This is a genomic window from Faecalispora anaeroviscerum (assembly GCF_947568225.1).
In the GTDB taxonomy this organism is placed as follows: domain Bacteria; phylum Bacillota; class Clostridia; order Oscillospirales; family Acutalibacteraceae; genus Faecalispora; species Faecalispora anaeroviscerum.
This window is the reverse complement of record NZ_CANOOQ010000001.1, coordinates 117,096-141,073: the sequence shown is the minus strand read 5'-3', so window position 1 is coordinate 141,073 and position 23,978 is coordinate 117,096. Positions and strand designations below refer to the sequence as shown.

Here is a 23,978-nt window from a genome sequence, read left to right as displayed (position 1 = left end):
GCAATTTCGGAAGAATTTCCGGGAAGAACGTGTTTAGACAAACAAGTTTGAATAGGGTATATTCATGGTAATACATGGATATGCCCTATTTTTTTATGCGCGGAGGATTGGAACATGAGTGCGGAAGTCTGGTGGGTGATCACGTCGCTGGTTACCCTTGCCCTTGGGGTGATTGGCTATTTTCTGAAACGGACAGTTTCCCAAACCGATGAAAATGAAAAGGATATTCAGGTCATCAAGCAGACCTATGTTACCCAGGACGATTTTAAAGAATATAAGGATCAGTCTCGCGGCGACATAAAGCAGATCACAGCAGATATCAATGAGTTGAAGGAAAAATGCCTTTTCAAAGAGGACTTTTACCGCACTCAGGCGAACACGGACGCAAAGCTCGACCGTATCTATGACATGCTGTATCAAATGCAAAAAGGGGGATCAGACCGTGGATAACGCTGAAATGCTTCGCAAAATGCGGGCCGGAAGGTTCGTGGAAAACAACGGCAAGGTGCTGCGTACCATCAACATCTTGCGCCATAAATATGAGCAGCTGAAGGATGTTAAATACGCGCTGGATATGGAAATGTCCGAAACGGAATATCTTGACTGCATCAACTATTTGGCTGAAGCCGGGTATATTGCACTGCGCGATATTTCTACAAAAAGCCCGGCCAATATCGCGGATGCCGATTACACCAGATTGGAAGCAAAGGTTACTGCGCTGGGAATCCAACTGCTCGGTGGAGCGATTGATGACAAAATGATAAAGGCATAGGTGACGGAATGGGCAGAAAAAGAAACCGCAGCTCCGGAAAGATCGACGCGCTGCCGGATAACTTGAAAAGCATTGTTGAACAAATGCTTTTGAGCGGCCAGTCTTATCGTGAAATTGTCGAATATCTGAGCCAAAACAATGTATCTGTATCGCAGATGTCGGTTTGCCGTTACGCCGGAAAATACTTGGCCAGCGTGGAAATGCTGAAAATGTCTCAGGAAAATATGAAAATGATGATGGAGGAAATGGACAAATACCCGAACCTTGATGCGACGGAAGCCATTCTACGTGTTGCCTCGCAGAATGTTTTTAATGCCATTTCTTCAGTTGATCAGGATGCCTGGGAGAACATGGAGCCGGACAAACTCCTGAAGGAAGCCAGCAGCCTGATTCGTGCAGCGGGATACAAGCGGCGCGTCGACCTTCAGAATAAAACCGATACGGAAGCGGCGCTGGATGCCAGTCAGGCCTTACTCGCTGACGTTCTGGCAAAGAAGCACCCTGAACTATATAAACAGGTTATGGATGTCCTGAAACAGGAAAAGGAAAAGCAGTCGGCGGAGGGATAGTTTATGAAATGGTTTGTCCTTCAGGTTATGACCGGGCAGGAAGATCCGATTCGGGACAGCCTGCTCAGCAAAGGAATCCATGCCGCTGTTGCCCACGAGCGGCGTGTACTGCGATCAGGTGGCAAATGGCTGGAACGCGACTATGTTGTAGTTCCGAGTTATGTGTTTATCCGGATCGAGTATACCGACGCCTTGTATTACGTTCTGAAAGGAACGCAGGGAGTTATCCGATTGCTGGGAAACGGAAGCCAGCCTTCCCCCCTTCTTCCGGAAGAAGAAAAATGGATTCAAGCATGGGAACAGCCGCTTGTTCCATCCAAAGTGCATTTTTCCCGTGACGGCACCTATCAGGTGATCGACGGGCCGCTTGCCGGTGAGAACGTGAAGCTGCTGAAGCTTGACCGACATCGCCGTCGTGCGAAAGTGGAAATCAGCATCTTGGGAAAGCCGCAAATCACCTATTTATCGCTTGAGGTTTTAAAGGAGTTTTAAAAACGTCCGGATGCGGGATGGGTTGATTCGTCCCTATGCCGCGAAGGACCGTGATAAAGAATAAGAATCTGACAGTTTACCGCTGTTTGGATGGCAACGCACAGCCAAATTACGGTAAATAATTGTGCAGACTCTTATTCTTTTGTTTTAAGGCCCTTTAAGAGGCTTTAAAACCGTTCATAGCGAATGATTAGGAAAATTACACCAATAAAAAAATAGGCGCGTTACAGGCCGAACAAACAGCGGGAACGGAAGGGATGAAACTGGTGAACGTCAAAAAGCAGAAATTAAATAAGCTCTACCAAATCATGACCGCTGTACCGGATGATGAAGAGGAGAAAACCGAGCAGGATTTAAACGCGCTTAAACAGCTTATTATAAAGCATTTGAATGTTGATGCGTTTTCAGATCACAAAGAAGAGCGCCAAGTGCTTGCCCGGATGCTGAATGCCGGAGCACCATTGACCGGAGAAAACGGGATTCGGAAACAACTGGGCGCTTTTGACCTCTCTTTCTTTGGACGCGCATATCTGCCGCATTATTTTTCAAAGCCCTCGCCTGAATTTCATCAGGAGCTTGATGCGATATGGAGCAACGGGGTCTTAAAAGAGCGCAATCCTTATTCTGATCCAAAAATGATTGACGCTCAGACCGGGTGCCATCATGCGGTCGCGGCTCCCCGTGGTCATGCGAAGAGCACAAACCTGACTTTTAAGGATGACCTTCACGCGATTCTATACCGGTATAAGCATTATATTTTGATTCTGTCGGATACTTATCCGCAGGCCGCGAGCTTTCTTGAGGCTATCAGTGATGAATTGGAAGAAAATGCAGCTATCATTGAGGATTTTGGAAACATCGTTGGCAGCGTATGGCGCGAGGATGTCATTGTTACTAAAACAAAAATCAAAATTCAGGCAAAAGGTGCCGGACAGAAAGTCCGTGGTCTGAAACATAAAAACTGGCGCCCTGACCTCATCGTATTGGATGATATCGAAAACGACGAAAACGTCCGGACGCCGGAGCAGCGCAGAAAACTTGAAAGCTGGTTTTATAAGGCTGTTTCCAAGTGCGGAGATACCTATACCGATTTCGTTTATATCGGAACTGTACTTCATTACGATAGCCTGCTGGTAAACGTGATGAACAATCCGGAATATGCCAGCATCAAGTACAAAGCGGTACTGAGCTTTTCCGTCTCTCCGCTGTGGGATATTTGGGAAGCCCTGCTGACCAACAAAAATAATAAGAACCGGAAAGCGGATGCTCTGGCCTTTTTCAATAAGAATAAAGCCGCTATGCTCAAAGGCACGGAGGTTCTGTGGGAAGAAAAGCTTTCCTATTACGACCTGATGTTCATGAAGGTCACGGAAGGCGCGGCCTCGTTTAATTCCGAGGAACAAAACGAGCCGATTGATCCGGATGACTGTTTATTCAACGAAGAAAAATTCGACTATTATAATCCTCACGATGTCAATTTTGTGGATAAGGACTTCGATTTTTACGGGTTTGTTGATCCTTCCCTCGGCAAAAGCAAAAAGTCGGACTTTTCCGCGATTATCACGATTGCAAAATCCCGAAGCACCGGTTATATGTATGTGGCCGACGCCGACGTGGATCGGCGGCTGCCAAGCGCAATAATTGACGCTGTGCTGAGTAAATCGGTCTGGATAGCGAAATCCTTCGGGAAAAAATACAAGGCTTTCGGATGCGAAACAAACCAGTTCCAGTATTTTCTCAAAACAGAGCTGGCAAAAGAAAGCGCACGGCGCGGAATTTATCTTCCTATTAAGGAAGTCCAGCAGACTTCCGATAAGGTGATGCGTGTCCAGACACTGCAGCCGGACATTGAAAATAAGTATATCAAATTCAACCGGCAGCATAAAAGGCTGCTGGAGCAGCTGCAGTATTTCCCGATGGCCGACCATGATGACGGCCCGGATGCGCTGGAAGGATGCCGGACGATTGCCTGCGGCGGTAATAAAAAGCGCCTGAAAATTGGAAAAAGGAGATTTGGGCTGTGAACGGTGATATAAGAAACAGGATACTGCGTCCAGAGAAAATCAAGCTGGCCGATGACACTGACGTGACTCCGAATGTTATTGATTATTGTCTGAAGAAATTTCACCGCCATGAGCGCCGGCTTGCCATCCTCGAAAAATACTATCAGAACGAAACGGCGATTCAGGCGCGTATTATGGACGATCCGGATAAACCAAACAACAAAGTTTCCCATTCATTTGCAAAGTACATTACAAAAATAGCGACGGCCTATTTTATGGGATACGGAGTCAAATATGAAATTGACAGTCCGGACGAAACGTATAAGGCGGCATATAAACAAGCGCTGGATGATATTCTTGAATCCAACATGACCAAAATCAAGCATTTTGAAGAGGCCAAGGAAATGGGAAAGCGCGGAATCTCCTATGAGCTGCTTTTTATTAATCCGGAAGGAAAGCTCAAAACACAGTATTATCAGGCTGATGAAATGATTCCGGTCTTCAGCCAGACGCCGGCGAATTTTCTCACGATGGTTTTACGTCCGTACAGGCTGATCAGTATTGATGGCAGCAGCGACGATGTGGAATATGTGGATGTGTATACAAAGCTCTACGTCTACAATTTCGTGCACCGGCGCGGCGGACAGTGGAAGCTGCAGCAAAAATTCAGCCATAATTTTTCCGATGTTCCCGTCATCGTTCGGATGAACAACGCCGAGCTGAAGGGTGATTTTGAAGACGTAATGCCTCAGATTGACACTTACGACAAAGCAGTCAGTGATACCTCCAATAATTTAGACTACTTCTCAGATGCCTACCTCGTATTTGAAGGTATAGACGATTTACTCGGAGAAGACGAGGAAGGTAACGAGCTGTCATCCGATCAGGTGGCCAAGCTTATGAAGAAAAACCGTATGCTTTTCGCTCCGGCTGGATGCAAGCCGGGCTTTATCACGAAAGACGCAGATGACACCACATCGGAAAACCATAAAAACCGCACATTCAAGGATATTTTCTTTTTAAGCCAGGTTCCAAATTTGACCGACGAAGAGTTTGCCGGAAATCTTTCCGGTGTGGCCATCAAATATAAACTGTTTGGCCTTGAAGAGCTTTGCATCGAAAAAGAGACTTATTTCCGCTCTTCCGAAACGAAAAAAGTCCGACTGATCACTGAGTACATCAATGCGCTGCATAATACAAATTACGACTGGCGTGATGTGAAACTTTCCTTCGACCGTTCGGCGGTCGCCAATACTTACGAAGCGGCGCAGACAATCAATCTTCTGCGTGATGTGCTTTCAGAGGAAACGCTGATCGGCCTTTATCCGGAAATTGATGATCCGGCAGCGGAGCTGAAGAAAAAGCAGAAAGAACAGGCCGCTGAGGAAAACACCGGTGACGGCAGTGAGTCTGCGGATGACAGCTCCGAAGAACCCGAGGGGGTCTTCTAATTGGAAAATTTCGATTACTGGCTTGACCGTGCCGAACAGAATGCTAAGAAAGAATACCAATACGCACAACGCAAGGCGCAGCTTGTCACCCGCTGGTTTAACCGCTGCACCCATGAGATGCAGCGCAAAATCAATGATTATTACCGGCAATACGCTGACAAAGAAAGCATCAGCTACCAGGCAGCTAAGATAATCCTATCCGACCGGAAAGAATTGGATATGACGCTGGAAAAATATCAGCAGCTTGCACTGCAGTATCCACAGGATACTGTAGCAAAAAAACTGCTGGATAAGCTGTATCGCCAGCGCGCGGTCAGCAGGGAAGAATTTTTAATCCTTCAGCTGAACATGCTGGCCACCGAGCTTTATGGTAATTATGCGGAAGCATCCGGGCAGAGCCTGACCAAAACTTTTGAAGAAGTCTATTACAAAACACTTTTTGATTATCAGCAGTATACCGGATTCGGAAGCGCCTTTAACCGAATCAGCACCCACCAGATACAGGCTGCTGTCTCTACCGCCTGGAAGGGAAAGAATTATTCCGAGCGCATTTGGGGAGATCATCGTGTGTCCCTCGCCCGCTACCTGAACCGGATCATTACCAGCGGGGCCGTTCAGGGAACTTCCAACGGCCAGATGGCAGCGGAACTGCAGAAGGCGATGGATATGAGCGCCTATCAGGCACGGCGGCTGATTCGTACAGAAAACAGCCATGTAGCGTCTAAAGCCAATCTTTTAGGCTATGAGGAAAATGGAACAGCGCGTTTTCGGTTCCGAGCGGTGCTGGATTACAAAACGTCGGAGATCTGTCGGAGCATGGACGGAAGAGTGTTTCTGGTCAGTGAAGGCAGACCCGGCATAAACATGCCGCCGCTTCATCCGTTCTGCCGTTCCAAGACGGTTCCCGCTGTTGAATATGATGAAGACGATACCCGGATTGCGCGAAACGGAAAGGGCGAAACCTATAAAGTGCCGGCTGATATGACATATCGGCAGTGGTACGACGAGCATGTGAAAGGTCACGCCGACGAGTTGCTGGCAGAGCAGAAATATAAAAACGGAATGGCCGACGCGAAGCAGTATGAAAAGTATAAAGCCACGCTTGGCAAAAAGGCCCCGCGCAGTCTCGACCAGTTCCAAAATTTGAAATATGCCGATCCGGTCGCGTGGGATTCCCTCAAGTCACGGTACCGAAGCCAGAGTTATCAAGACCGTAAATCCGGAAAATAAGCCGGTTTAAACGCCTTTTAAAGGGCGTTTTTATTATATAAAAATTTGTAAAAGGAGCTATCAAAATGAGAAAAAACAAGTATCTCCAGTTTGGAATTCCCCGTTACTGCTGCTTTGCGGGAGGCGGTGCAGCTGCACAGCCTGCTGATCCCACTCCTGCCGATCCGGCACCCGCAGACCCCGCACCGAAGCCTGCAGACCCGGCCCTCAAGGAACCGGAAAAGGCAGAGCCGGCGAAAGGGGCAGAAAGTACCATCACCGCCGAACAGCTGGAAACTGCCAAACAGCAGGCGGCCACCGACGCCGTTGAAGCGTATAAGCGCCATCTGGAAGAGGCAAAAGATTTTGAAAAGATGACTGCCGATGAAAAAGTGACGTACCTTCAGAAGCAGATGGCGGACGAAAAGCTTTCCGGGTATACCACTCAGAAGCTTTCCACTGCCGGCTTACCGGTCGAATTCGCTGCCTTTGTCAAAGGGACGGATGAAAAGGACACCGACGAGCGGATTAAAACGCTCAAGGCCGCCTATGACAAAGGCGTACAGGCCGGTGTTGATCAGCGCTTCAAGGCGAACGGCTATGTTCCGAAGGGCACGGCTGCCGGCCAGCCGGGCGAAGAGGAAAAGAAGCGTCCGCGCGGCGTTTCTGTGAAATAAGGAAGGAGCTAAAAGACTATGGCAAATGATATCGAATATTCGGAAGTATATCAGGGCTTTATTGATGAAGAACTGGAAGCAAAATCATCCACTCAGTGGATGGTACCTAATGATGACCAGATCGATTACAGCGGCGGCAAGGATGTCAAAATTGCTCAGCTGAGCGTCAGCGGCCTTGGTAACTACAACAGGACAGACGCCAACAAATATCCCGCCGGCAGTGTAAAGCTCGGCTGGAAAAATTACACGATGGAAATGGACAGAGCGGTTAAGTTTGAACTGGGCCGACTCGATCCAAACGATTCCCATTTCATGGCTACCTCGGAAAACGTAACGCGCGAATTTGCCCGCAAGCAGCTCGTGCCGGAGCAGGATATGTTCCGCTTTAACCGGATTTATTCAAAGCTCTCTGCCAGCGATGCGTACAAAACTTCTCATATTCTGAGAGTCGCCGCGGCGGATGCTGCCACGAATGTTGTGAGTGCATTGAAAAATCTGTCCGTCGTTGTTAAGGATGATTCCGGAGACGATGCTGATTTCGTGGCTTTTGTGTCCCTGAAAAACGAGCAGGCGTTTCGTGATGAATCGAAAAACACAAACAATTCTGTAACCTTTCAGCGGGAAATTTCCGTTAACGGCGTTTCCTATCGCGGCGCGATTCTAAATGATCTGCCGTGCATTTTCGTTCCGTCAAAACGTCTGCAGACGGTAATCAAAATTCTCGACGGGCGCACTTCCGGTCAGGAAGCGGGCGGTATTATTGCCGACAGCACGTCGGAGCAGATCGAATTTTTGATTATGAACTCCTCCGCGCCGGTTGCCGTCAGCAAAATCGACTCCCTGAAAGTTTTCAGCGCGGACGAAAATCAGACCGGCGACGAAACCACCATCAACTACCATCTACTGTACGATTTGTGGGTGTTGGAAAATCAGATTTCTACACTGGCCGCCTGTGTCCGCAGCAAGACCTAATTTGGCTGCCGGTTGCCATAACGAAAGGAGATTATCATGATCAAAATAAAGAACGGCGGCATCGTGAGGGAAGTTGAAACCCAACGCGAAGCCGATTATTACGCCGACTTCGGATACGAAGTCATTTCCACGGATCAGGAAGAAAAAACCGTTCCGGAAGATGGAGATACTGAAAAAGTTCCGGAAGACGGGGATGAAAACAATTCCGACAAAGACAAAAAGCCGGACGGTTCCGGCAAAAAGGGCGCTCCGAAGGAGGGATAACAATGGCTGCTGCCGACCGGGAAAAGGTGACGGAAAAAGTTCAGACCGCGCTTCCCAGCGTCTCCCCGGATCAGGTTAACGACCTGGTTGATCAAGCCGAAGAATATTTTCTGGCTAAAACTGGACGCCGGTCTGTTCCGGATCGCGCAGCCAGGCTTTGGTCTGACCTTGCCGTTCAAATCAGCAAGGCCGGGCTGGCAGCCAACGGCCAGCAGGTGGTTTCGTCGATCAAGCGAGGCAATACCACCGTTGAGTACGATAGCGCCGGCAGTTCCGGAGGCGGACTGAGTGGCATCGATGCGCGGATCGCGCTGTTTAAGGTGGCGAAAATCATATGACGGAACGTGAAGCGATTGAAAGCACCTATTTTGACCGCTGCAGCACTTATCGTCGCATCGATACCAAAGATCCCGAAACAAAACAAACGAAACAGGTTGAAACCGCTGTGCTGAATAACATTCCCTGCGCCTTATCTCAGGATAAGGGCGGGGAATTATCTTTGAGTGGGAATCATGGAGAAGCAGCCGGAAGCTACACCCTTTTCTGTGCTCCTGACGCTGATATTAAAAAAGGAGACAAGATTGCAGTAACAACCGCAGCCGGGCAAAGCTTCACACTATGGGCTGGAAAAGGCTTCAGCTATGCGGATTCCCACAGTGAAATTCCGCTGTCGGAGGATAACTGAGTAATGATCATAAATCCGGAACCGTATAAAGAATACGCGAAAAAGCTGAAGAGAGTAAGAGAGGCTGCGAGGGCGCAGGCCCGCATGGAGCTAAACAACATAGCGGATCGGCACCTTGCCCGCTGTAAAGACAATACGGCTACCGGCAGCAGCCCGGATTCCCCTACCCTCGGCCCCGCATGGGACAGAAGCGGCGTGGTCGAAACCATTGGCGGCCTGCAGGCGGAGGTCTTTAACCCGAAAGACTATGCTTCTTTTTATGAACTTGGCCATCGACAAGAGCCGGGCAGGATCGTTTTTATCGAGCTCCGACCCGGCGAGTCAAAATACGGTCAGGCCGCGCAGCTGGTGAAAACCGGAAAGCACAAAGGGCAATGGGGCATCTGGATCAGGCTGAAAAAGCCGTATGTCAAAGGCGCGTTTGTTATGACAGACAGCGAGAAAAAGGCGCAGAAAGAACTTGAGAGCGCCGCCCGCCGCATTGAGGAAACCATTCAGAAAGGGCTGGGATGATGGACATTTTCAATATGATCCTGTCGGCGCTGTCAGTCGGCCTCGACGGGATTTACCCGGATATTCCGGTTTATACTGAGTGGGTGCCGGATAAACTTCCGGCACGCTGTTTTTTAATCGGATTTGCCGGGGACGTGGATGTCACAAAAGAACTTGGGGGCCGGGTGAACGTTTCCGGAAAATTGGATATCACCTATCTTCCTCCTGAAAAAACGGAGGAAATGAAAATCAAGAAGGAACTGAACAAGGTATTTGCCACCATCAGCCTGCAGCTCCGTCAGCTCACATTTTCCGGCTGCGCCCTGAAGCTTCGCAACCACACCCGCCATGATGATGGCGATGAGCTGCACGATCTTTGTGATTTCACCACATTGCTACATCCTGTGGATGAAACACCCAAAATTAAGAACATTGATATTGACAAGGGGGAATTGAAATAATGGCTAAAGACGAATCTGTTCAGGCTCAGCCTGAAAAAGAAGTCACGGATGCCGAAGCGGTCGCAAAGCCGGCTGTACCCAAAGAGCCGACATTTTCCGGAGAACAGCTGATCCGCTCCGCGACCGGGATTAACCGAGACGTTATGACAGCGGCTCTTGTTTCGGATCGACAGTACACGGAAACGGATGCGAAAAAGGCCGTAGATGCATTTTTAAAAAAGGAGGTAGACCACGATGGCGGGCGGAAACTGGACAACTCAAAATAAAGTGCTGCCGGGCGTTTATATCAATTATGCAGGCAGCGGCACAAATCCCACGGTGGAAGGCGATAAAGGTATCGTCGGCATTCCTGCCGTTTTTCCATGGCTTAAGGAAAAAACTCTGATTGCCCTTACAAGGAAAGACGCAAAATCGCTTGCAGCCGACTTTGGTGCGAACGCGCTTCCTGTCACAGAGGCAATGAAAAATTCAGCCTTTGTTTATTTCTATCGGCTGAACGTTGGCACAGAAGCAACAGCAACCATCGGGAACCTTGTTTGTACAGCTCTGTATTCCGGAACGTATGGCAACCGTCTGAGCGTGTCAATCGAAAATACGGTCGGCCAGACCGGAAAATATGACGTGATCACCTGGCTTGATACCACGGAAATCGACAGGCAAACCGCCGCTGATATTTCAGGTCTTGCTGACAACAGTTGGATTCAATTTTCAAAGGCGGCCAGCGACGCCGCCCTTTCGGTAAATGCCGGTACAAAATTGACTAACGGTACCGATGGCACAGCGACCATTGCGGATTATGCCGATTTCCTGAGTCAAATCGAGCTTCAGACGGTCAACGCAGTTGCTTGCCCGGCTGATGATGCAGACATCAAAGCGATGTTTATTGCGTTCGAGAAAAGGATGATTCAGGAGGAAGGGAAATACCTGCAGGCTGTCGTTCCTGATTCTCAGGCGGATTTCGAAGGCATGTTGTCCGTAAAAAACGGCGTTATCCTCGAAGACGGAACGCACGTCACCAAGGCGATGGCCACCGCCTATGTTGCAGGAGCCACGGCGGCCTGCGCTTTGACGGAGAGCCTGACAAACGCAAAGTACATCGGAGCGGTCGATGTGGATGAACGGTATACGACCGCTCAACAGATCGAATACGCGAAATCCGGACAAATGGTATTTATTCCTTCGCCTGTCGGCGGCAACAGCGTCCTGATCCAGAAGGATATCAATACGCTTACCACGTTCACGGCTGACCATACCTATGCCATGAGCAAAAACAAGGTCATCCGCATTCTGTACAGTATTTGTACGGAGATTAACAATCGTGGCGTGCTGTATTACAACGGAAAGGTTTCCAACAGCAAGAATGGCCGGAAGCTGTTTCAGGCGGACATCCTGTCCTATTTCCGGTCACTGGAAGCAAACGGTGTACTCCATGACGTCGTTCCGGATGATATTACGGTTTCGCAGGGCGATCTGATTGACGCGATGGTGGTCAGTTACGCTGTCCGTCCGGTAGATGTCATTGAGACGATTTACAATACCATCGTGGTGGAAGGGTAGGCGATTAAACAATGGCTTTGGAATTTGACCAGAAAGACGCAATCGGCAGTAACGAAGGGACAGCCTTCGTTACAATCGACGGAAGAAACTACGATCTGTTCTTTGCAAAAAAGATCGAAGCAAAAATGAGCAAAAACAAAGAAGATGTAAAGTCCATCGGAAAACGCTCGGTCGGCAAAAAGGCCACGTCTTGGTCTGGCTCCGGAACGCTGACGATCCACGCCGTAACAAGCCTTTTTAAGGAAATGTTCGTGGATTATGCGAACGGCGGCGCAGACCGGTATTTTTCCCTTCAGCTGACAAACGAAGACTCCAGCACATCATGGGGGCGTGAGACCAAAGTTCTGACGGGATGCAATTTTGACGAAATCGACTTTGCAAACCTCGACAGCGACGACGGCCTGCTGGAACAGGAGCTTCCATTCACGTTTGATGGAGTGGAGCTGCTGGAAAAATTCAATTCATAATTTTTGGAGGTAAACAATATGTCACTTTCCGCATTTTTCAGAGATCAGGCTATTAAACCGGAAAATCAGAAGATCATTGTAAGCGAAAGGTTTCAGGAGAACGGAAAATCGATTCCGTGGGAAATTCGGGCAATTACCGAGGAAGAAGACGCAAAAATCAAAGAAGACTGCACTACTGTCAGCATCTTCAAGGGGCGGCAGACCACCAAGTTTCACAATCAGAAGTATACGAACAAGGTCATTGCGGCCTGTGTCGTATTCCCTGACCTGAAGAACGCAGAGCTTCAGAAAAGCTACGGCGTTGTCAGTGATGATGCGCTGGTGCAGGCAATGCTGCTTCCCGGAGAACATACGAACCTGTTGCAGATCATTAATGAAATCAACGGGTTTGATGCCGAAAAGGCCGAAACGGCAAAAGAAGAAATAAAAAACTCCTGAAATCCGGGGATGCGGAAACCAACTATGCGTATTACACGCTGGTAAAGTTCCACCGCTTCCCCGGAGAACTTTTCCGCCTGCCTTGGTATGAGCGTGCCACTGTATGTGCATTTATCGACGAAAAGGTCAGGCAGGACAAAATTGATGCCGCAAGAATTCATCATAGCAGAAGGAGGCGATAACCTTGGCAACCGTATCATCCATGCTGGATTTGCAGGACGGATTTTCAAAGACAATTGATAACGCCGTCAACGCAATGAACCGCCTGACAGCTTCTATCGACACGCTCAACCGTGCTGTGAGCATACCGAACATGGATCGGCCCTTCACGGAAATCCATACGGAAGCCGGGGCCGCCGACACATCGGTGGATCACCTGACCGTTGCGGTTGATAAGCTGATTCGCGGAATGGAAGATCTTCAGATGTCTTCCCGTATGGATAATGTTGATAAAGGCTTTGAGGGAGTCCGTTCCGAGATCCTTCGTACAAACGAACAGCTCGATAAGCTGAATAACAATTTTCAGAAAACAGGAAACCACAGCAAAACGGTCGCCGCTGTCACTTCCAGCTTCGGTGGTCTGAGCCGGGCAATCCTCGTTGCCAACAATGGCATTCAGCTGATGCAGACCGCTCTGCAGAGTGTTGGTCAGCTTGGAAGTCAGGCAGATCAGCGCATCGGCGTGGACGCCCGGCTCAGCCTGATCAACGACGGCCTTCAGACGCAGGCGGGATTGGAAGCCAAGGTAATGGCGGCCTCGAACGCGACAAGGACATCTTACGCAGCTACCGCTGCATTGGTGGCTCAGATGGGCCGTCAGGACTATTTCAAAAATAACAACGAAAAGGCAATCCAATTCGCCTCAACCATTAACAAGGGACTTGTGGTCAGCGGCGCAGGCGCTTCGGAAGCGGCTGGGGCAATCACCCAGTTAAATCAGGGCCTCGCTTCCGGTGTCCTTCGCGGCGACGAATTCAACAGCATCATGGAAAACGCGCCGATTCTCGCGGAAATGATGACTAAATCTATGGGTATCACAAAAGGCAAGCTTAGGGAAATGGCAGAGGACGGGAAGCTGACCACCGACGTGGTGGTCAGCTCTATCATGGCGCAGTCCTCGACACTGGATCAGCAGTTTTCAAAGATGCCGATGACGTTCGGACAGGCCACGACGATCATGGGAAATGACATGAGTCAGCTGATGGATTACCTTTCCCAGCCGGGCCATGCGGTTGATATCCTCATCCAAAAAATTGAGGAGATGACCGCTTACCTGAATACGCCGCAAGGTACCGCCATGGTGGACAATATCGCAGCCGGCCTTACGACTGCCGCAAATGTGCTTTCATGGTTTTTCACCCTTGGCGTTAATACCTATCAGTTCTTCGCGGACAACTGGTCATGGATCGGGCCGATCTTTTGGGGAATTGCGGCGGCGATAGGAATTGCCACTGCTGCGAACCTGATTTATAATGCGGTGAATGTTATTTCTCAGGGCATTGAACTTGCTGGCGCTGTAGCAAAGGCCGTCATGACGGGAGCTACTCTTGCAAAGACGGACGCCACTGCGGCAGAAACAGCGGCTCAGTGGGGATTAAACTCGGCTATGCTGGCCAGTCCTATCACATGGATCATTGCGGCGGTCATACTGCTCATCGTGGTCATATACGCCGTAGTCGGTGCTATCAATCAGGCGACCGGTTCCAGTATTTCAGCCACGGGCGTGATTTGCGGCGCTTTTGCCGCAGCCGGCGCTTTCATTTGGAATACCGTCATCGGAGTACTGAATGCAATCATTCAGATGATTTGGACAATATTTGTGGAGCCGTACCTGGGAATCATCGAATGGGTTTTGAATGTCACAAACGGCGGGTTCAACAGCTTCGGAGACGCAGTCGCGAACCTGATCGGTCAAGTTATTTCGTGGTTTTTATCTCTTGGCAAAGTAGTCACCAAAATCATAGACGCCATCTTTGGAACAAACTGGACAGCGGGCCTTTCGTCCCTTCAGGACAGCGTGCTTGCCTGGGGGAAAAACGATACCGCCATTACCATTGACAGAAAAGCGCCAACGCTCGGTTCGCGGATTGAATACGGTTCGGCGTACAATGCCGGCTATAAAGTGGGCCAAGGGATTGACACCAAGGTCAGCGGTCTTATGAACAGCGTCACCGGCCTCTCTGATCAGCTGGCAAACCTGAACAAATCGGCTACGGGAGCCGGCACCGGGAAAACACAAGATTTCGGTACCGCCTATAAAAATCCGACCGGGGGCAAAATCGACAAGGTCGGAAAAGTCAGCGATGCGGTCGATATTTCCGACCAGAGCCTCGAATATCTGAACGACATAGCGGCAACAGCGGCTTTAAGCCGGTTTGACAGCTATCAGACATTAAGCTACGAACAGGCAAATGATCTTCAACTTTCCCGTCAGGACGCCGACGCGCTGAGAGCCAGTGCCAACAGCAGCAACAACATTTATTATCTCAATTATTCTGGCGGGGCGCTCAGTATTAAAAACGACGTCAAAAAAGGTGAGGATTGGGAAGACATCAAAGCAAAAATTCACGATGAAACAGAAAGCGCGATTGAGACGGGGCTATCCGGTATTGATGAGGTGGTGTCCGGATGATCAAAACTTTTTTTAACAGCGTGCAGCTGCCGGTCAACCCCTTCGAGGACATCACCATCAAGGTTCAGGGCGACAACAAACAGTATAATATCGTCGATCTTGGGGAGCTTACGGTGATCGGAAAACGGAAGCTGAAGGAACTCAGTATTAAAAGCCTGTTTTCCGATAACGTGTATCCGTTCTCCACCACAAGCTCCCCTCTTGCGACGGAAACTTATGTAGACAACATCAACAGCCTGATGGAAAAATCACTGCCTGGCCGCCTGATCATCACCGGAGATGGTATAGACATCAATCTGCTGTGCAGCATAGAAAGCTTTGAGCCTTCTTATCACTTTGGCGAAACAAACGAATGCTACTATACCCTGTCGCTGAAAGAGTACCGAGACCCGGTGGTTAAGCGTGTCGTAATTATGCAGACTGTCACCGCCGCACCGAAAGCTCTTGCCAGCGCTCAACCGGTTCGCGCCGTACAGGCTCCGACAACCAGAACCTATACGGTTAAATCCGGGGATTGCCTTTGGAATATCGCAAAAAAATATTATGGCAATGGTGCGCAGTATACGAAGATTGTGGATGCCAATAAAAGCAAAATCAAAAATCCGAACCTGATTCAGCCCGGCTGGGTGTTGATCATACCTTAAGGAGTGATGGATATGCTTGAAGCCATGCTGACAGCGGCAAACGAAGATACTTTTGATATCTCTCAGGTTGTTGATTCCATCGAGTTTACGGACAATATCAACCAAGCCGGTGTCTGTACATTCAGTATTTTGCAGAACGATGTTGTGACGCCGGAAGAAGGCAGCGCTTTCAGCGTCAAATATGGCGGTGATCCTTATTTTAAGGGATTCGTGTTCAAGAACGGATTCAGTAACCGAGATCCCGCCAAAATCACCGCTTATGATCAGCTGCGATATCTGAAAGCAAAGGATACCTACAGCTTCAAAAATAAAACCGCCTCTCAGGCCGCGCAGCAGATATTCTCCGATTTCGGTCTGAAGGCGGGAACGATTGAAGATACCGGCTATAATCTCGGAAATCTTTCCCCTTTTGACGATAAGGTTGTTTTGGATATGATTTCCGATTGCATCAACCTGACACTCCGCAGCACTCAGAAATATTTCTATATTAAGGACGAATACGGTCTGGCCGTGCTGCACAACATCCAGTCCACCATTTCGGATTTACTGGTCAGCACCAGCACCAACATCGACGATTTCAGCTATGAGCGCGGGATCGATGACGAAACCTATAACCAGATCAAGTTGGTTCGAGACAATAAGGATACCGGAAAGCGTGAGGTCTATATTTCCAAAGACAGCAGCACCATTAAAAAATGGGGGCTGCTGCAGTATTATGAAAAATTGGACGATTCCGTCAACGCCGCGCAGGCGAAGGCAAAATCGGACGCGCTGCTCGGCCTGAAGAACAAGGTGCAACAGAAGCTGACCGGCGTGGAAGTGCTGGGCGACAAAAGTATCCGGGCCGGGTATATGGTCTACGTGGACATTCCCCGCGCCGGGATCAAAAAATTTCTTCTGTGCACCAAGGCGGTGCACACTTTTACAGATGTTTCTCATACCGTAAAAGCGGATTTTAAATTAGTTTAAAGGGGGCTTTAAAATGCTTGTTGACGTGGATCAGTGCAAGCGGATCATCCGGGCGTATCTTGATCATACGGGGAGAGGCGGTTTTCAGACCGGCACGGTTTCTTCCGTTTCCCCTCTGAAGGTCAAGCTGAGTGAAAAGCTTGAGCTGGAATCAGACGATTTTTATATCACTGACAACTGCATTGGGCTGCAGCATGGAGATTCGGTTTATCGCTCCCCTCTCAAATCCGGCGACGGGGTCTTGCTCCTTTGCCGGCCTGCCGGAAACGACGGAGTAAAATACATATTGCTCGACCGAATCCAACCGTATAAGGCCGTCAGGGAGGTGTCGCCGTGATCCCTGAAATTGAAATTCAGGACACTGAAACAGCTCAATCCCCCTCGAAAACGTGGAGGCTTGACCTTGAAAACAGTCGCGTATCGGGGTTTATCGACGGGCTTGACGCAGTTGTACAGTCCGCAGCGATGGCCGTTCAAACCGAACGGTACGAGCACCTGATCTTCTCATGGCAATGGGGAAGCGAACTGAACACACTGGTCGGAAAAGATGCTGACTACGTGGCCAGCGAAGCAAAAAGAATGATTACGGACGCGCTGAGCACAGATACCCGCATCACGGGTGTCCGTGATTTTTCTGTCGAAAACGGTGTGATCCATTTTACAATTGATACGATTTTCGGCAGCAGGGCAGCACAGACGGAGGTGGCCTCATGAAAAGTTTTGAAGACTTTATGCGTGAGATGCTGGATAATATTCCGGACAATCTCAAAAATCAGGTTGATACGCGCGAGGGCAGCATTATCTATACCGCTCTGGCCCCCGTGGCCGCGCAGCTTGTCGAGCAGCAGTATTATGCCGACAATATTCAAAACGCTACCATGCCCGACACAGCGCAGGGAGACGATCTGACACGCCGCTGTGCTGAACACGGCATAAATCGATATCCAGCGACCAGCGCTATCCGAAAAGGACTGTTTACCGCCGCAGATGGAAGCCCTATGGATGTTCCGGAAGGCTCAAAACTCGGCGCAGACGGAATCATCTATACCGTTTCAAGCAGGATATCTTCCGGTACCTATCAGCTGCAGTGTCAGCAAGCCGGCATTATCGGAAATAGCTATTTCGGCGCTTTGCTGCCGATTGATAACATCGCCGGCCTTGGTACGGCAACGCTTTCGGAAGTATTGACAGCCGGCGAAGAACAGGAATCCGATGATGAGCTTCGCGCAAGATTTTATAAAGAAATCAATGAGCAGCCATTTGGCGGAAATATTGCCGACTATGAGCAGCAGATTCTTAAAATATCCGGTGTCGGAGCTGTAAAGGTCTTCCCTACTCCGAATGATGAAGGAGGAAAGGTTCAATGTGTGATTGTTGCGCCGGAAAACAAGCCGGCAAGCGAGAGCCTGATCCAGACCGTGCAGCTCATGATTGATCCGGAGCCGCACGGAAAAGGCTATGGATTGGCTCCAATTGGACACTGCGTGACCGTTTCGACGGTATCGGAATTCCCGGTTGACGTGTCGGCTTCCCTGGCCCTGAAAACCGGAGTTGAAATATCCGGAATACAGGCGTCTGTAGAAGCCGCCATCAAAGAATATCTCGCATCTTTGGCGTTTCAGGACAGCATTATACGGACGTCGCGTGTGGAAGCTGCCATCCTGTCTGTAAACGGAATAGCCGATGTCTCCGGCACGTTGTTAAACGGCAGCGCGGGCAATATTACCCTTTCTTCAGCTTTCGATAATTATCAGATTCCGGTCGCGGGCAGCGTGACCATAACGGAGGACACCGATGTATCAATATCTTAACTACCTTCCGGAATATCTTCAGACCGTAAAAGATTTTCAGGCGCTGGGAGGCGCAGTTGATCCACAGACGGATAACCTTCTTCAGAAAGCGAAGCAGGCCTATCAGAATCAGTTTGTGCTTTCGGCGGATCTCGCGACTGTTGAACGGTGGGAGAAACTCTTTAATCTTGCCGGATCCGGTACGCTCTCCGAACGTCGAAAGCTTGTGGCGGCAAAAATTCAGGCCAACAGTATCATTAACGGTTCGGCTTTGCTGAATCTGATTGAAAAACAGTCGGGGGTTTCCGCAAGGCTTGAAATCGCACCGGGACAATATGAATTTTCGATTTATCTTTCGGCACTTCCATCAGAGGAAATTCCTCATAAAGCAATTGTCGGAATGGTTAATCAGGCCAAGCCGGCAAATATGGTCTTCCATTTACAATATGAGCAAGGAGCTGGCGGCCAGTTCTTTTTTGGTGCTTTCATGCAGATGGGCAAAACTTTGGAAATAAGGCAGGTGAATTAAGCGTGGCCATAGAAAAATTTTATCTGACCGCAGCCGGAGAAACGCTGGTGGCGAAAGCTCAGATCGGGCAAAAGTTGAATTTCTCCAAGATGCAGATCGGACAGGGAACTCTTCCGGACGGCACCGACATTACGGGGCTGCAGGGGCTGATTGATCCGGTTAAAGACATTCCTATCATTGGAATGGAAACTGCGAATAAAACTGCCAAGGTGAAAGGATATTTCAGCAATCAAGGAATTTCCGTACCGTTTTATTGGCGGGAGGTCGGCTTGTTTGCCGACGATGCCGACCTGGGGACGGTGCTGTATGCCTACGGATATGCCACTGTCAGCGCGGATAGAATTCCTACCTACAGCGTTAGCCCCACTGAATTCACGTTTATCATGGCCGCTGTGATCGGAAATGCGACCAACATTACCGCTACGATTGATGAAAGCCTGATCTTTGTTCCATCAAGTCGTAAAATCAACGGAAAGAGTCTGGCCGCCGATATTACCCTGACCGCCGAAGACCTGAATATTCCGCAGGCAGATGACAGCCATTACGGGCTGGTCAAGCTCTCGGAAGATTTCAAGCTCGACGCCAGCGGGGCGTTGGTGGTCAATAAAAGCAAAATCGGAGGGGGCGGATCAACCGTGCCAATTGAACTGGTAGACAGCAACGCAACGGCAGCAATGGAGCTGCCCATAAAATTTAACGAGGCCGGCGAAGTTGTTTTCACGGATGACGGTACCGGAACCGGGATCATCTCGCTGCAGAATCTTGGCGGCAAACTGGAGTTTGTCGCGCAAAATATTTTATAAGGAGATTGGCCATGAACATTATTTTAGCACCCAAGTCGTATGTGGACGCGCAGACTTTCAATAAGTTCTCGGTTTACGGATTTAATTCCGACACCGGAAGCGCACCGGAACAGGTGAGCGATGCCAACGGTATACCCGCTGCATCATTCAAAGCGGACGAAGACCGTGAACTGCTGATGGAAACAGATTGGGCACAACGCGCTGATATTCCAGTGTCGTTGGAATACTATATGGATTCGGAGCAGAGTGCGCAGAAAATCAGTCTGCAGTTGGCTTACAGCTTTGATGGAGCCGCTTTTGTTTGGATGAACGCCGAAACCATAGACGCTCCTTCCGATAAGCTGATTCACACAATGGCATTTGCAAATCCGATTCCCGTTTCGGCAATTCCTTCAGGAGACGGTCACACCTTAAGAATTAAAATCCGGCGCGTGGGGTCGAGCGAATTGGACACGCACAGCGCGAACTTCTGCCTGACAGCGGTTAAATACTACAGGGCGGTATAAGGGGGATAAAAATGATTAGTACAGTATCGGGAACCTATCCGGATATTGCTTGGGATATAACACCCGAGGTGGCCGATGGAAAGCTGAAGCTTCCGGACGCCGGCGTTCAGGTTTGCAATATTACATATCAGATGCCGGCAGCTGAATTCGATTTGACAAACGGTGTGGTTTATCTTACTCCCAGAGGTTATGTTTTTGTCGCTGCGGAGGATGACATACCTTCCGACATGGAACGGTTTCCAAACCACCAAAACTACTGGATATGTGCCGTTCAGATTGAAGACGGAGAAGAAAATGTTATGGTTTTGAAGGCGGTGCTTGCAGAATGATTATTATGGGGTTAAACAAAAAAACGGAGCCTGAGCTTCCGGTAGACAACTTTACTTTAAACAGCGACGGTGTCGAGGTTTTCGCCAGCTTATGGCAGCGAAGGCACTGGAAGGACGTTTCTCACACGCTCTCAACGGTTTTGGGGCTTGCTGTTGAAACAATAGCCGCTGGTAGCCAAAGTGCAAACATTTATAATACCAACGGGACGCTTACCGGCAGCATTAATAAAACGGCTATGATCAAAATCGGAGGGAACTATCACCTTGTAGCTGCAGGAGGCACTGCAGCGGGAAATAAGGTTCCTGTTTCAATTTATCCTCCAGCTCCAACAGGAGGGTACGCCGATGGAACCCAGGTTGAGTTCTGCGACTCATCCTTGGAGGTGCATGATTTCAACTTGGGAGCAAATGCTTGGGTTTACCAGCCCGGCTTCCGAGCATACCAACTGATAAACCCTTCCAACTGTGGTTACTCCAGCCGGCCCAAAGGATTTTTTGTAAAAAATCGCCCTTCAGGAATAGATGGGACGGACTATAACGTTCTCATGTTTCATCCGTTCTACGCAGCCAAATATCAAATGTCTGCATCCGATTCCTCCGCATCCTCGCAGGGTTCCAGTGGCGTCGCGGTGTCAAAGCAAGGGGTTGTTCCTTGGGGAACGATCACTTATGATGATGCTGTCACGGCATCCGCTAAAACTGACACAGTAAGCGGAAAAGATATTTCGACCCGGCTGATCCGCGACGAGGAATGGGTATCCCTTGCGGTGTATGCGCAGATTCTTGGGCCGGATGTGTTCGGTAGTAACCGTTGGGAGCCTTTTGGAAACAATAACACTTTAAAAGATGTTGACGATACCGGAATAACTTTCACTGCTGACCCAACGGTTTCTTCCCGCGCGCTTACGGGAACCGGGGTGAAATCCGCATGGAAATTGGGCCAGAATTTAACATCGCATACGGGCCGAGTTAATGGTGTATACGACCTCAATGGCAATGTCTACGAATGGACATCCGGTTTAAAACTCAAGGTTGGCTCCAGCGGTCACGGCTATTTCTTTGTTGACGAAACGGACACTGGAATTCAGTTTCCAAGTGGTTGGAGTGGCAGCAGAGTAACAGAATTGAACACCGATCCTAAAGTAGCAAAACATGCAATTGCTGGTGCTGGAGATACGACGGGCCGGGCCGAATTTGGGCTTGATGCCCAATATGAAGGAACATCGGCGAACACAGAATATGTGTCCTTTCGCGGCGGCTACTATAGCTACGCGACCAATGCCGGCTCGTTCTCTTTGTATTTGAGCGGCACCCGCACCAATTCGGGTGCGAGCCTCGGGTTCCGCGCCGCTTTTGAAGCCTGATCACTGAAACACTGTGTTCTGAACACCCGGCGATAGCCGGGTGTAAATTTTTGAGAAAAATAACGTATTTCGTTAGAAAATAACTTTTTGATATTTTTTCACGGAATGATGCTATAATCTATCGCATACGGTGTTTTTATAACGGATGGTGTTATTTTTGGAGAGCTTGAAAATACTGCAGAAGGTTTATGACATGATCCAATATGGATACGGTGCGCTGGCACAATTTCCAAAAACGGAAAAATTCGCGCTGGCCGCCGACATCAAGCGCTGCCTTGACCTAATCTTGGAGCGCGTGATCGAAGCGAGTAAAAAATACTATAAAAAGACCACGCTGCAGGAGCTGGACGTCGAGATAACAAAACTGAAGGCGTATTTAAGGCTCTCCCAAGACCTTGGCTTTTTGCCCTTCAAAAAGTATGAAATATGGTCTGGAATGGCCGTTGAAATCGGCAAAATGGTTGGGGGATGGATCAAATCCGTTAATCAGTCGGGAGCAGGCCATTAGTGTCCTATCGCGGCGGCAACTATAGCAACACGACCAATGCCGGCTCGTTCTATTTGAATTTGAGCAACACCCGCACCAATTCGGGTGCGAACATCGGGTTCCGCGCCGCTCTACCCCAAAAGTCAGATGCTTCAGGCTTACGGGCCTGATCCCGGTACAGGGGGATAAAGGGGTCTGTTTCCATGCCGCAAGGCAAAAAATTGCGTAATTGTGTATGCCGATATTAGCGTCAGCGAATTCCGTAAAGCACAATAATCTTTTAACTGCGGAGAGAGTCAAATGAAACATTTTAAAAATTTGTATCCGAAAATTTACGACTATGAAAATCTGCACCGTGCATATCTCTCCGCACGTAAAAACAAACGGTATCGTTCGGAAGTACTCGCGTTTTCCGCTAATCTGGAGGAAAACCTGATTGAGCTTCAGAACGAACTGATTTACCGCTCTTATAAAGTTGGAAGATATCGCGAATTCTATGTGAGTGAACCAAAACGCCGGCTTGTGATGGCTCTCCCGTTTCGAGATAGAGTCCTACAATGGGCCGTTTACCGGATCGTCAATCCTCTTTTTTCAAGAGCCTATATTTCAGACAGTTATGCCTGTATCCCTGGGCGCGGCGAATTCTCAGCAATACAAAGGCTGCACTATTGGCTCCGACTGGAATGCAAGGCTCAGCGAATGTACTATTTAAAGCTTGATATGGCTAAATTTTACTATCGGGTGGATCATAAAATTCTTCTCGAATTACTGAGCAAAAAAATAGATGATTCAGACCTGATGCAGCTGCTCCGGATAATCATTGAAAGCGAGGATACACCATTCGGCCTGCCGCTCTGCGGAGATCTTGCGGAGAGTGCCCGGCTGTTCGATATTGGAATCCCAATTGGAAACCTCACGAGCCAGATGTTCGCCAACCTTTATATGAATGAACTGGATCAATTCGCAAAGCGCACCCTCCGGATAGGACGGTACATCAGGTATATGGATGACATTATTATATTGTCACCAAGTAAAGAGCTTCTTCATCATTATAAAATCGTTCTGGAAAAATTCATCAACGAAAAACTTCATCTGGAACTGAACAAAAAGACGGCCATACGGCCATGCAGCTTGGGGGTCGACTTTTGCGGATATAAAATCTGGCCGGATCACATCAAAGTCCGCAAAAGCACGGCGCTCCGGATGAAACGCCATCTAAAACTTGTGACGGAGCAATACGCTGAAGGCCGGATCAGTCTTGAAAAAGCGAATCAGACTTTTACGAGCTATTTTGGTCTACTCAAGCATTGCAACAGTTATCAACTTCGAAAAAAAATCTCGAAAACATATATTTTAAAGCGAAAAAATAATAGCGAAAATCAGAAGGGCAGTGCCTAAACGGCGCGGCTCTTCTTA

31 protein-coding genes are annotated in these 23,978 nt (G+C 49.0%); all 31 read left to right on the top strand.

What is annotated here, in order from left to right:
- Positions 1-114: 114 nt before the first annotated feature.
- The gene (locus QOS46_RS00710) at positions 115-450 is read left to right on the top strand and encodes a hypothetical protein (protein WP_283606516.1); all 336 of its coding nucleotides are present in this window, start codon (positions 115-117) and stop codon (positions 448-450) included.
- Positions 443-772, top strand: a complete 330-nt coding sequence (locus tag QOS46_RS00705) for a type VI secretion protein (protein ID WP_283606514.1) — start codon at positions 443-445, stop codon at positions 770-772. Before QOS46_RS00710 ends, QOS46_RS00705 begins: the two co-directional genes overlap by 8 nt.
- 8 nt (positions 773-780) lie before the next feature.
- Positions 781-1,341 carry a phage protein Gp27 family protein gene (locus tag QOS46_RS00700; protein ID WP_283606512.1) on the top strand — a complete coding sequence of 187 codons (561 nt, stop codon included), beginning with the start codon at positions 781-783 and terminating at the stop codon, positions 1,339-1,341.
- A 3-nt stretch (positions 1,342-1,344) separates the two neighbouring features.
- Entirely contained in the window at positions 1,345-1,833 is a 489-nt protein-coding gene (locus tag QOS46_RS00695) for a transcription termination/antitermination NusG family protein (RefSeq protein WP_283606510.1), read from the top strand.
- A gap of 257 nt (positions 1,834-2,090) precedes the next feature.
- Entirely contained in the window at positions 2,091-3,857 is a 1,767-nt protein-coding gene (terL, locus tag QOS46_RS00690; RefSeq protein ID WP_283606508.1) for a phage terminase large subunit, read from the top strand.
- Positions 3,854-5,287, top strand: a complete 1,434-nt coding sequence (locus QOS46_RS00685; protein WP_283606506.1) for a phage portal protein — start codon at positions 3,854-3,856, stop codon at positions 5,285-5,287. Before terL ends, QOS46_RS00685 begins: the two co-directional genes overlap by 4 nt.
- Positions 5,288-6,517 carry a minor capsid protein gene (locus QOS46_RS00680; RefSeq protein WP_283606504.1) on the top strand — a complete coding sequence of 410 codons (1,230 nt, stop codon included), beginning with the start codon at positions 5,288-5,290 and terminating at the stop codon, positions 6,515-6,517.
- Positions 6,518-6,582: 65 nt separating this feature from the next.
- Positions 6,583-7,173, top strand: a complete 591-nt coding sequence (locus tag QOS46_RS00675; protein ID WP_283606502.1) for a capsid assembly scaffolding protein Gp46 family protein — start codon at positions 6,583-6,585, stop codon at positions 7,171-7,173.
- Positions 7,174-7,191: 18 nt separating this feature from the next.
- Positions 7,192-8,145, top strand: a complete 954-nt coding sequence (locus tag QOS46_RS00670; protein WP_283606501.1) for a hypothetical protein — start codon at positions 7,192-7,194, stop codon at positions 8,143-8,145.
- 36 nt (positions 8,146-8,181) lie between these two features.
- Positions 8,182-8,409, top strand: coding sequence for a hypothetical protein (locus QOS46_RS00665; RefSeq protein ID WP_283606500.1), 228 nt, complete (start codon positions 8,182-8,184; stop codon positions 8,407-8,409).
- A 2-nt stretch (positions 8,410-8,411) separates the two neighbouring features.
- Complete coding sequence (locus tag QOS46_RS00660) at positions 8,412-8,747, top strand: hypothetical protein (RefSeq protein ID WP_283606499.1); 336 nt, start codon at positions 8,412-8,414, stop codon at positions 8,745-8,747.
- Entirely contained in the window at positions 8,744-9,094 is a 351-nt protein-coding gene (locus QOS46_RS00655) for a hypothetical protein (protein WP_283606498.1), read from the top strand. Before QOS46_RS00660 ends, QOS46_RS00655 begins: the two co-directional genes overlap by 4 nt.
- Before the next feature lie 3 nt (positions 9,095-9,097).
- Complete coding sequence (locus tag QOS46_RS00650; RefSeq protein WP_283606496.1) at positions 9,098-9,607, top strand: HK97 gp10 family phage protein; 510 nt, start codon at positions 9,098-9,100, stop codon at positions 9,605-9,607.
- The gene (locus QOS46_RS00645) at positions 9,604-10,047 is read left to right on the top strand and encodes a phage tail terminator family protein (protein ID WP_283606494.1); all 444 of its coding nucleotides are present in this window, start codon (positions 9,604-9,606) and stop codon (positions 10,045-10,047) included. The genes QOS46_RS00650 and QOS46_RS00645 overlap by 4 nt, the downstream gene beginning before the upstream one ends.
- Positions 10,047-10,313, top strand: coding sequence for a hypothetical protein (locus QOS46_RS00640; protein WP_283606493.1), 267 nt, complete (start codon positions 10,047-10,049; stop codon positions 10,311-10,313). Before QOS46_RS00645 ends, QOS46_RS00640 begins: the two co-directional genes overlap by 1 nt.
- Positions 10,282-11,604, top strand: coding sequence for a phage tail sheath family protein (locus QOS46_RS00635; RefSeq protein WP_283606492.1), 1,323 nt, complete (start codon positions 10,282-10,284; stop codon positions 11,602-11,604). The genes QOS46_RS00640 and QOS46_RS00635 overlap by 32 nt, the downstream gene beginning before the upstream one ends.
- An 11-nt stretch (positions 11,605-11,615) precedes the next feature.
- Positions 11,616-12,071 carry a phage tail tube protein gene (locus tag QOS46_RS00630; RefSeq protein WP_283606491.1) on the top strand — a complete coding sequence of 152 codons (456 nt, stop codon included), beginning with the start codon at positions 11,616-11,618 and terminating at the stop codon, positions 12,069-12,071.
- A gap of 18 nt (positions 12,072-12,089) precedes the next feature.
- On the top strand, positions 12,090-12,509 hold the full coding sequence (locus tag QOS46_RS00625) for a phage tail assembly chaperone (protein WP_283606490.1): 420 nt from the start codon (positions 12,090-12,092) through the stop codon (positions 12,507-12,509).
- Positions 12,510-12,693: 184 nt separating this feature from the next.
- A complete protein-coding gene (locus tag QOS46_RS00620; RefSeq protein ID WP_283606488.1) occupies positions 12,694-15,141 on the top strand; it encodes a tape measure protein in 2,448 nt (815 codons plus the stop codon).
- Positions 15,138-15,785, top strand: a complete 648-nt coding sequence (locus QOS46_RS00615; protein WP_283606486.1) for a LysM peptidoglycan-binding domain-containing protein — start codon at positions 15,138-15,140, stop codon at positions 15,783-15,785. Before QOS46_RS00620 ends, QOS46_RS00615 begins: the two co-directional genes overlap by 4 nt.
- 12 nt (positions 15,786-15,797) lie before the next feature.
- The gene (locus QOS46_RS00610) at positions 15,798-16,754 is read left to right on the top strand and encodes an XkdQ/YqbQ family protein (RefSeq protein ID WP_283606485.1); all 957 of its coding nucleotides are present in this window, start codon (positions 15,798-15,800) and stop codon (positions 16,752-16,754) included.
- Positions 16,755-16,767: 13 nt separating this feature from the next.
- Positions 16,768-17,091, top strand: a complete 324-nt coding sequence (locus tag QOS46_RS00605; protein WP_283606483.1) for a DUF2577 family protein — start codon at positions 16,768-16,770, stop codon at positions 17,089-17,091.
- Positions 17,088-17,468 carry a DUF2634 domain-containing protein gene (locus tag QOS46_RS00600; protein WP_283606482.1) on the top strand — a complete coding sequence of 127 codons (381 nt, stop codon included), beginning with the start codon at positions 17,088-17,090 and terminating at the stop codon, positions 17,466-17,468. Before QOS46_RS00605 ends, QOS46_RS00600 begins: the two co-directional genes overlap by 4 nt.
- Positions 17,465-18,565: a baseplate J/gp47 family protein gene (locus QOS46_RS00595; RefSeq protein WP_283606481.1), complete on the top strand. Its 1,101-nt coding sequence runs from the start codon at positions 17,465-17,467 to the stop codon at positions 18,563-18,565. Before QOS46_RS00600 ends, QOS46_RS00595 begins: the two co-directional genes overlap by 4 nt.
- Positions 18,549-19,073: a putative phage tail protein gene (locus tag QOS46_RS00590; RefSeq protein ID WP_283606480.1), complete on the top strand. Its 525-nt coding sequence runs from the start codon at positions 18,549-18,551 to the stop codon at positions 19,071-19,073. The genes QOS46_RS00595 and QOS46_RS00590 overlap by 17 nt, the downstream gene beginning before the upstream one ends.
- Positions 19,074-19,075: 2 nt before the next feature.
- A complete protein-coding gene (locus tag QOS46_RS00585; protein WP_283606479.1) occupies positions 19,076-19,876 on the top strand; it encodes a phage tail-collar fiber domain-containing protein in 801 nt (266 codons plus the stop codon).
- 11 nt (positions 19,877-19,887) lie between these two features.
- Complete coding sequence (locus tag QOS46_RS00580; protein ID WP_283606478.1) at positions 19,888-20,382, top strand: hypothetical protein; 495 nt, start codon at positions 19,888-19,890, stop codon at positions 20,380-20,382.
- An 11-nt stretch (positions 20,383-20,393) separates the two neighbouring features.
- Positions 20,394-20,711, top strand: coding sequence for a hypothetical protein (locus tag QOS46_RS00575; RefSeq protein WP_283606477.1), 318 nt, complete (start codon positions 20,394-20,396; stop codon positions 20,709-20,711).
- Complete coding sequence (locus tag QOS46_RS00570) at positions 20,708-22,075, top strand: hypothetical protein (RefSeq protein ID WP_283606476.1); 1,368 nt, start codon at positions 20,708-20,710, stop codon at positions 22,073-22,075. Before QOS46_RS00575 ends, QOS46_RS00570 begins: the two co-directional genes overlap by 4 nt.
- 145 nt (positions 22,076-22,220) lie before the next feature.
- Positions 22,221-22,583 carry a diversity-generating retroelement protein Avd gene (gene avd / locus QOS46_RS00565; protein ID WP_326521335.1) on the top strand — a complete coding sequence of 121 codons (363 nt, stop codon included), beginning with the start codon at positions 22,221-22,223 and terminating at the stop codon, positions 22,581-22,583.
- 279 nt (positions 22,584-22,862) lie between these two features.
- Positions 22,863-23,960, top strand: coding sequence for a reverse transcriptase domain-containing protein (locus tag QOS46_RS00560; RefSeq protein WP_283606474.1), 1,098 nt, complete (start codon positions 22,863-22,865; stop codon positions 23,958-23,960).
- Positions 23,961-23,978 lie beyond the last annotated feature (18 nt).

Excerpts from the sequence above, each read along its gene's own strand:
- QOS46_RS00710 (WP_283606516.1), top strand. The coding sequence starts at position 115 with ATGAGTGCGGAAGTCTGGTGGGTGATCACGTCGCTGGTTACCCTTGCC.
- QOS46_RS00700 (WP_283606512.1), top strand. The coding sequence starts at position 781 with ATGGGCAGAAAAAGAAACCGCAGCTCCGGAAAGATCGACGCGCTGCCG.
- QOS46_RS00695 (WP_283606510.1), top strand. The coding sequence starts at position 1,345 with ATGAAATGGTTTGTCCTTCAGGTTATGACCGGGCAGGAAGATCCGATT.
- terL (WP_283606508.1), top strand. The coding sequence starts at position 2,091 with ATGAAACTGGTGAACGTCAAAAAGCAGAAATTAAATAAGCTCTACCAA.
- QOS46_RS00675 (WP_283606502.1), top strand. The coding sequence starts at position 6,583 with ATGAGAAAAAACAAGTATCTCCAGTTTGGAATTCCCCGTTACTGCTGC.
- QOS46_RS00670 (WP_283606501.1), top strand. The coding sequence starts at position 7,192 with ATGGCAAATGATATCGAATATTCGGAAGTATATCAGGGCTTTATTGAT.
- QOS46_RS00665 (WP_283606500.1), top strand. The coding sequence starts at position 8,182 with ATGATCAAAATAAAGAACGGCGGCATCGTGAGGGAAGTTGAAACCCAA.
- QOS46_RS00660 (WP_283606499.1), top strand. The coding sequence starts at position 8,412 with ATGGCTGCTGCCGACCGGGAAAAGGTGACGGAAAAAGTTCAGACCGCG.
- QOS46_RS00655 (WP_283606498.1), top strand. The coding sequence starts at position 8,744 with ATGACGGAACGTGAAGCGATTGAAAGCACCTATTTTGACCGCTGCAGC.
- QOS46_RS00650 (WP_283606496.1), top strand. The coding sequence starts at position 9,098 with ATGATCATAAATCCGGAACCGTATAAAGAATACGCGAAAAAGCTGAAG.
- QOS46_RS00645 (WP_283606494.1), top strand. The coding sequence starts at position 9,604 with ATGATGGACATTTTCAATATGATCCTGTCGGCGCTGTCAGTCGGCCTC.
- QOS46_RS00640 (WP_283606493.1), top strand. The coding sequence starts at position 10,047 with ATGGCTAAAGACGAATCTGTTCAGGCTCAGCCTGAAAAAGAAGTCACG.
- QOS46_RS00635 (WP_283606492.1), top strand. The coding sequence starts at position 10,282 with ATGGCGGGCGGAAACTGGACAACTCAAAATAAAGTGCTGCCGGGCGTT.
- QOS46_RS00630 (WP_283606491.1), top strand. The coding sequence starts at position 11,616 with ATGGCTTTGGAATTTGACCAGAAAGACGCAATCGGCAGTAACGAAGGG.
- QOS46_RS00625 (WP_283606490.1), top strand. The coding sequence starts at position 12,090 with ATGTCACTTTCCGCATTTTTCAGAGATCAGGCTATTAAACCGGAAAAT.
- QOS46_RS00615 (WP_283606486.1), top strand. The coding sequence starts at position 15,138 with ATGATCAAAACTTTTTTTAACAGCGTGCAGCTGCCGGTCAACCCCTTC.
- QOS46_RS00610 (WP_283606485.1), top strand. The coding sequence starts at position 15,798 with ATGCTTGAAGCCATGCTGACAGCGGCAAACGAAGATACTTTTGATATC.
- QOS46_RS00605 (WP_283606483.1), top strand. The coding sequence starts at position 16,768 with ATGCTTGTTGACGTGGATCAGTGCAAGCGGATCATCCGGGCGTATCTT.
- QOS46_RS00595 (WP_283606481.1), top strand. The coding sequence starts at position 17,465 with ATGAAAAGTTTTGAAGACTTTATGCGTGAGATGCTGGATAATATTCCG.
- QOS46_RS00590 (WP_283606480.1), top strand. The coding sequence starts at position 18,549 with ATGTATCAATATCTTAACTACCTTCCGGAATATCTTCAGACCGTAAAA.
- QOS46_RS00580 (WP_283606478.1), top strand. The coding sequence starts at position 19,888 with ATGAACATTATTTTAGCACCCAAGTCGTATGTGGACGCGCAGACTTTC.
- QOS46_RS00575 (WP_283606477.1), top strand. The coding sequence starts at position 20,394 with ATGATTAGTACAGTATCGGGAACCTATCCGGATATTGCTTGGGATATA.
- QOS46_RS00570 (WP_283606476.1), top strand. The coding sequence starts at position 20,708 with ATGATTATTATGGGGTTAAACAAAAAAACGGAGCCTGAGCTTCCGGTA.
- avd (WP_326521335.1), top strand. The coding sequence starts at position 22,221 with ATGGTGTTATTTTTGGAGAGCTTGAAAATACTGCAGAAGGTTTATGAC.
- QOS46_RS00560 (WP_283606474.1), top strand. The coding sequence starts at position 22,863 with ATGAAACATTTTAAAAATTTGTATCCGAAAATTTACGACTATGAAAAT.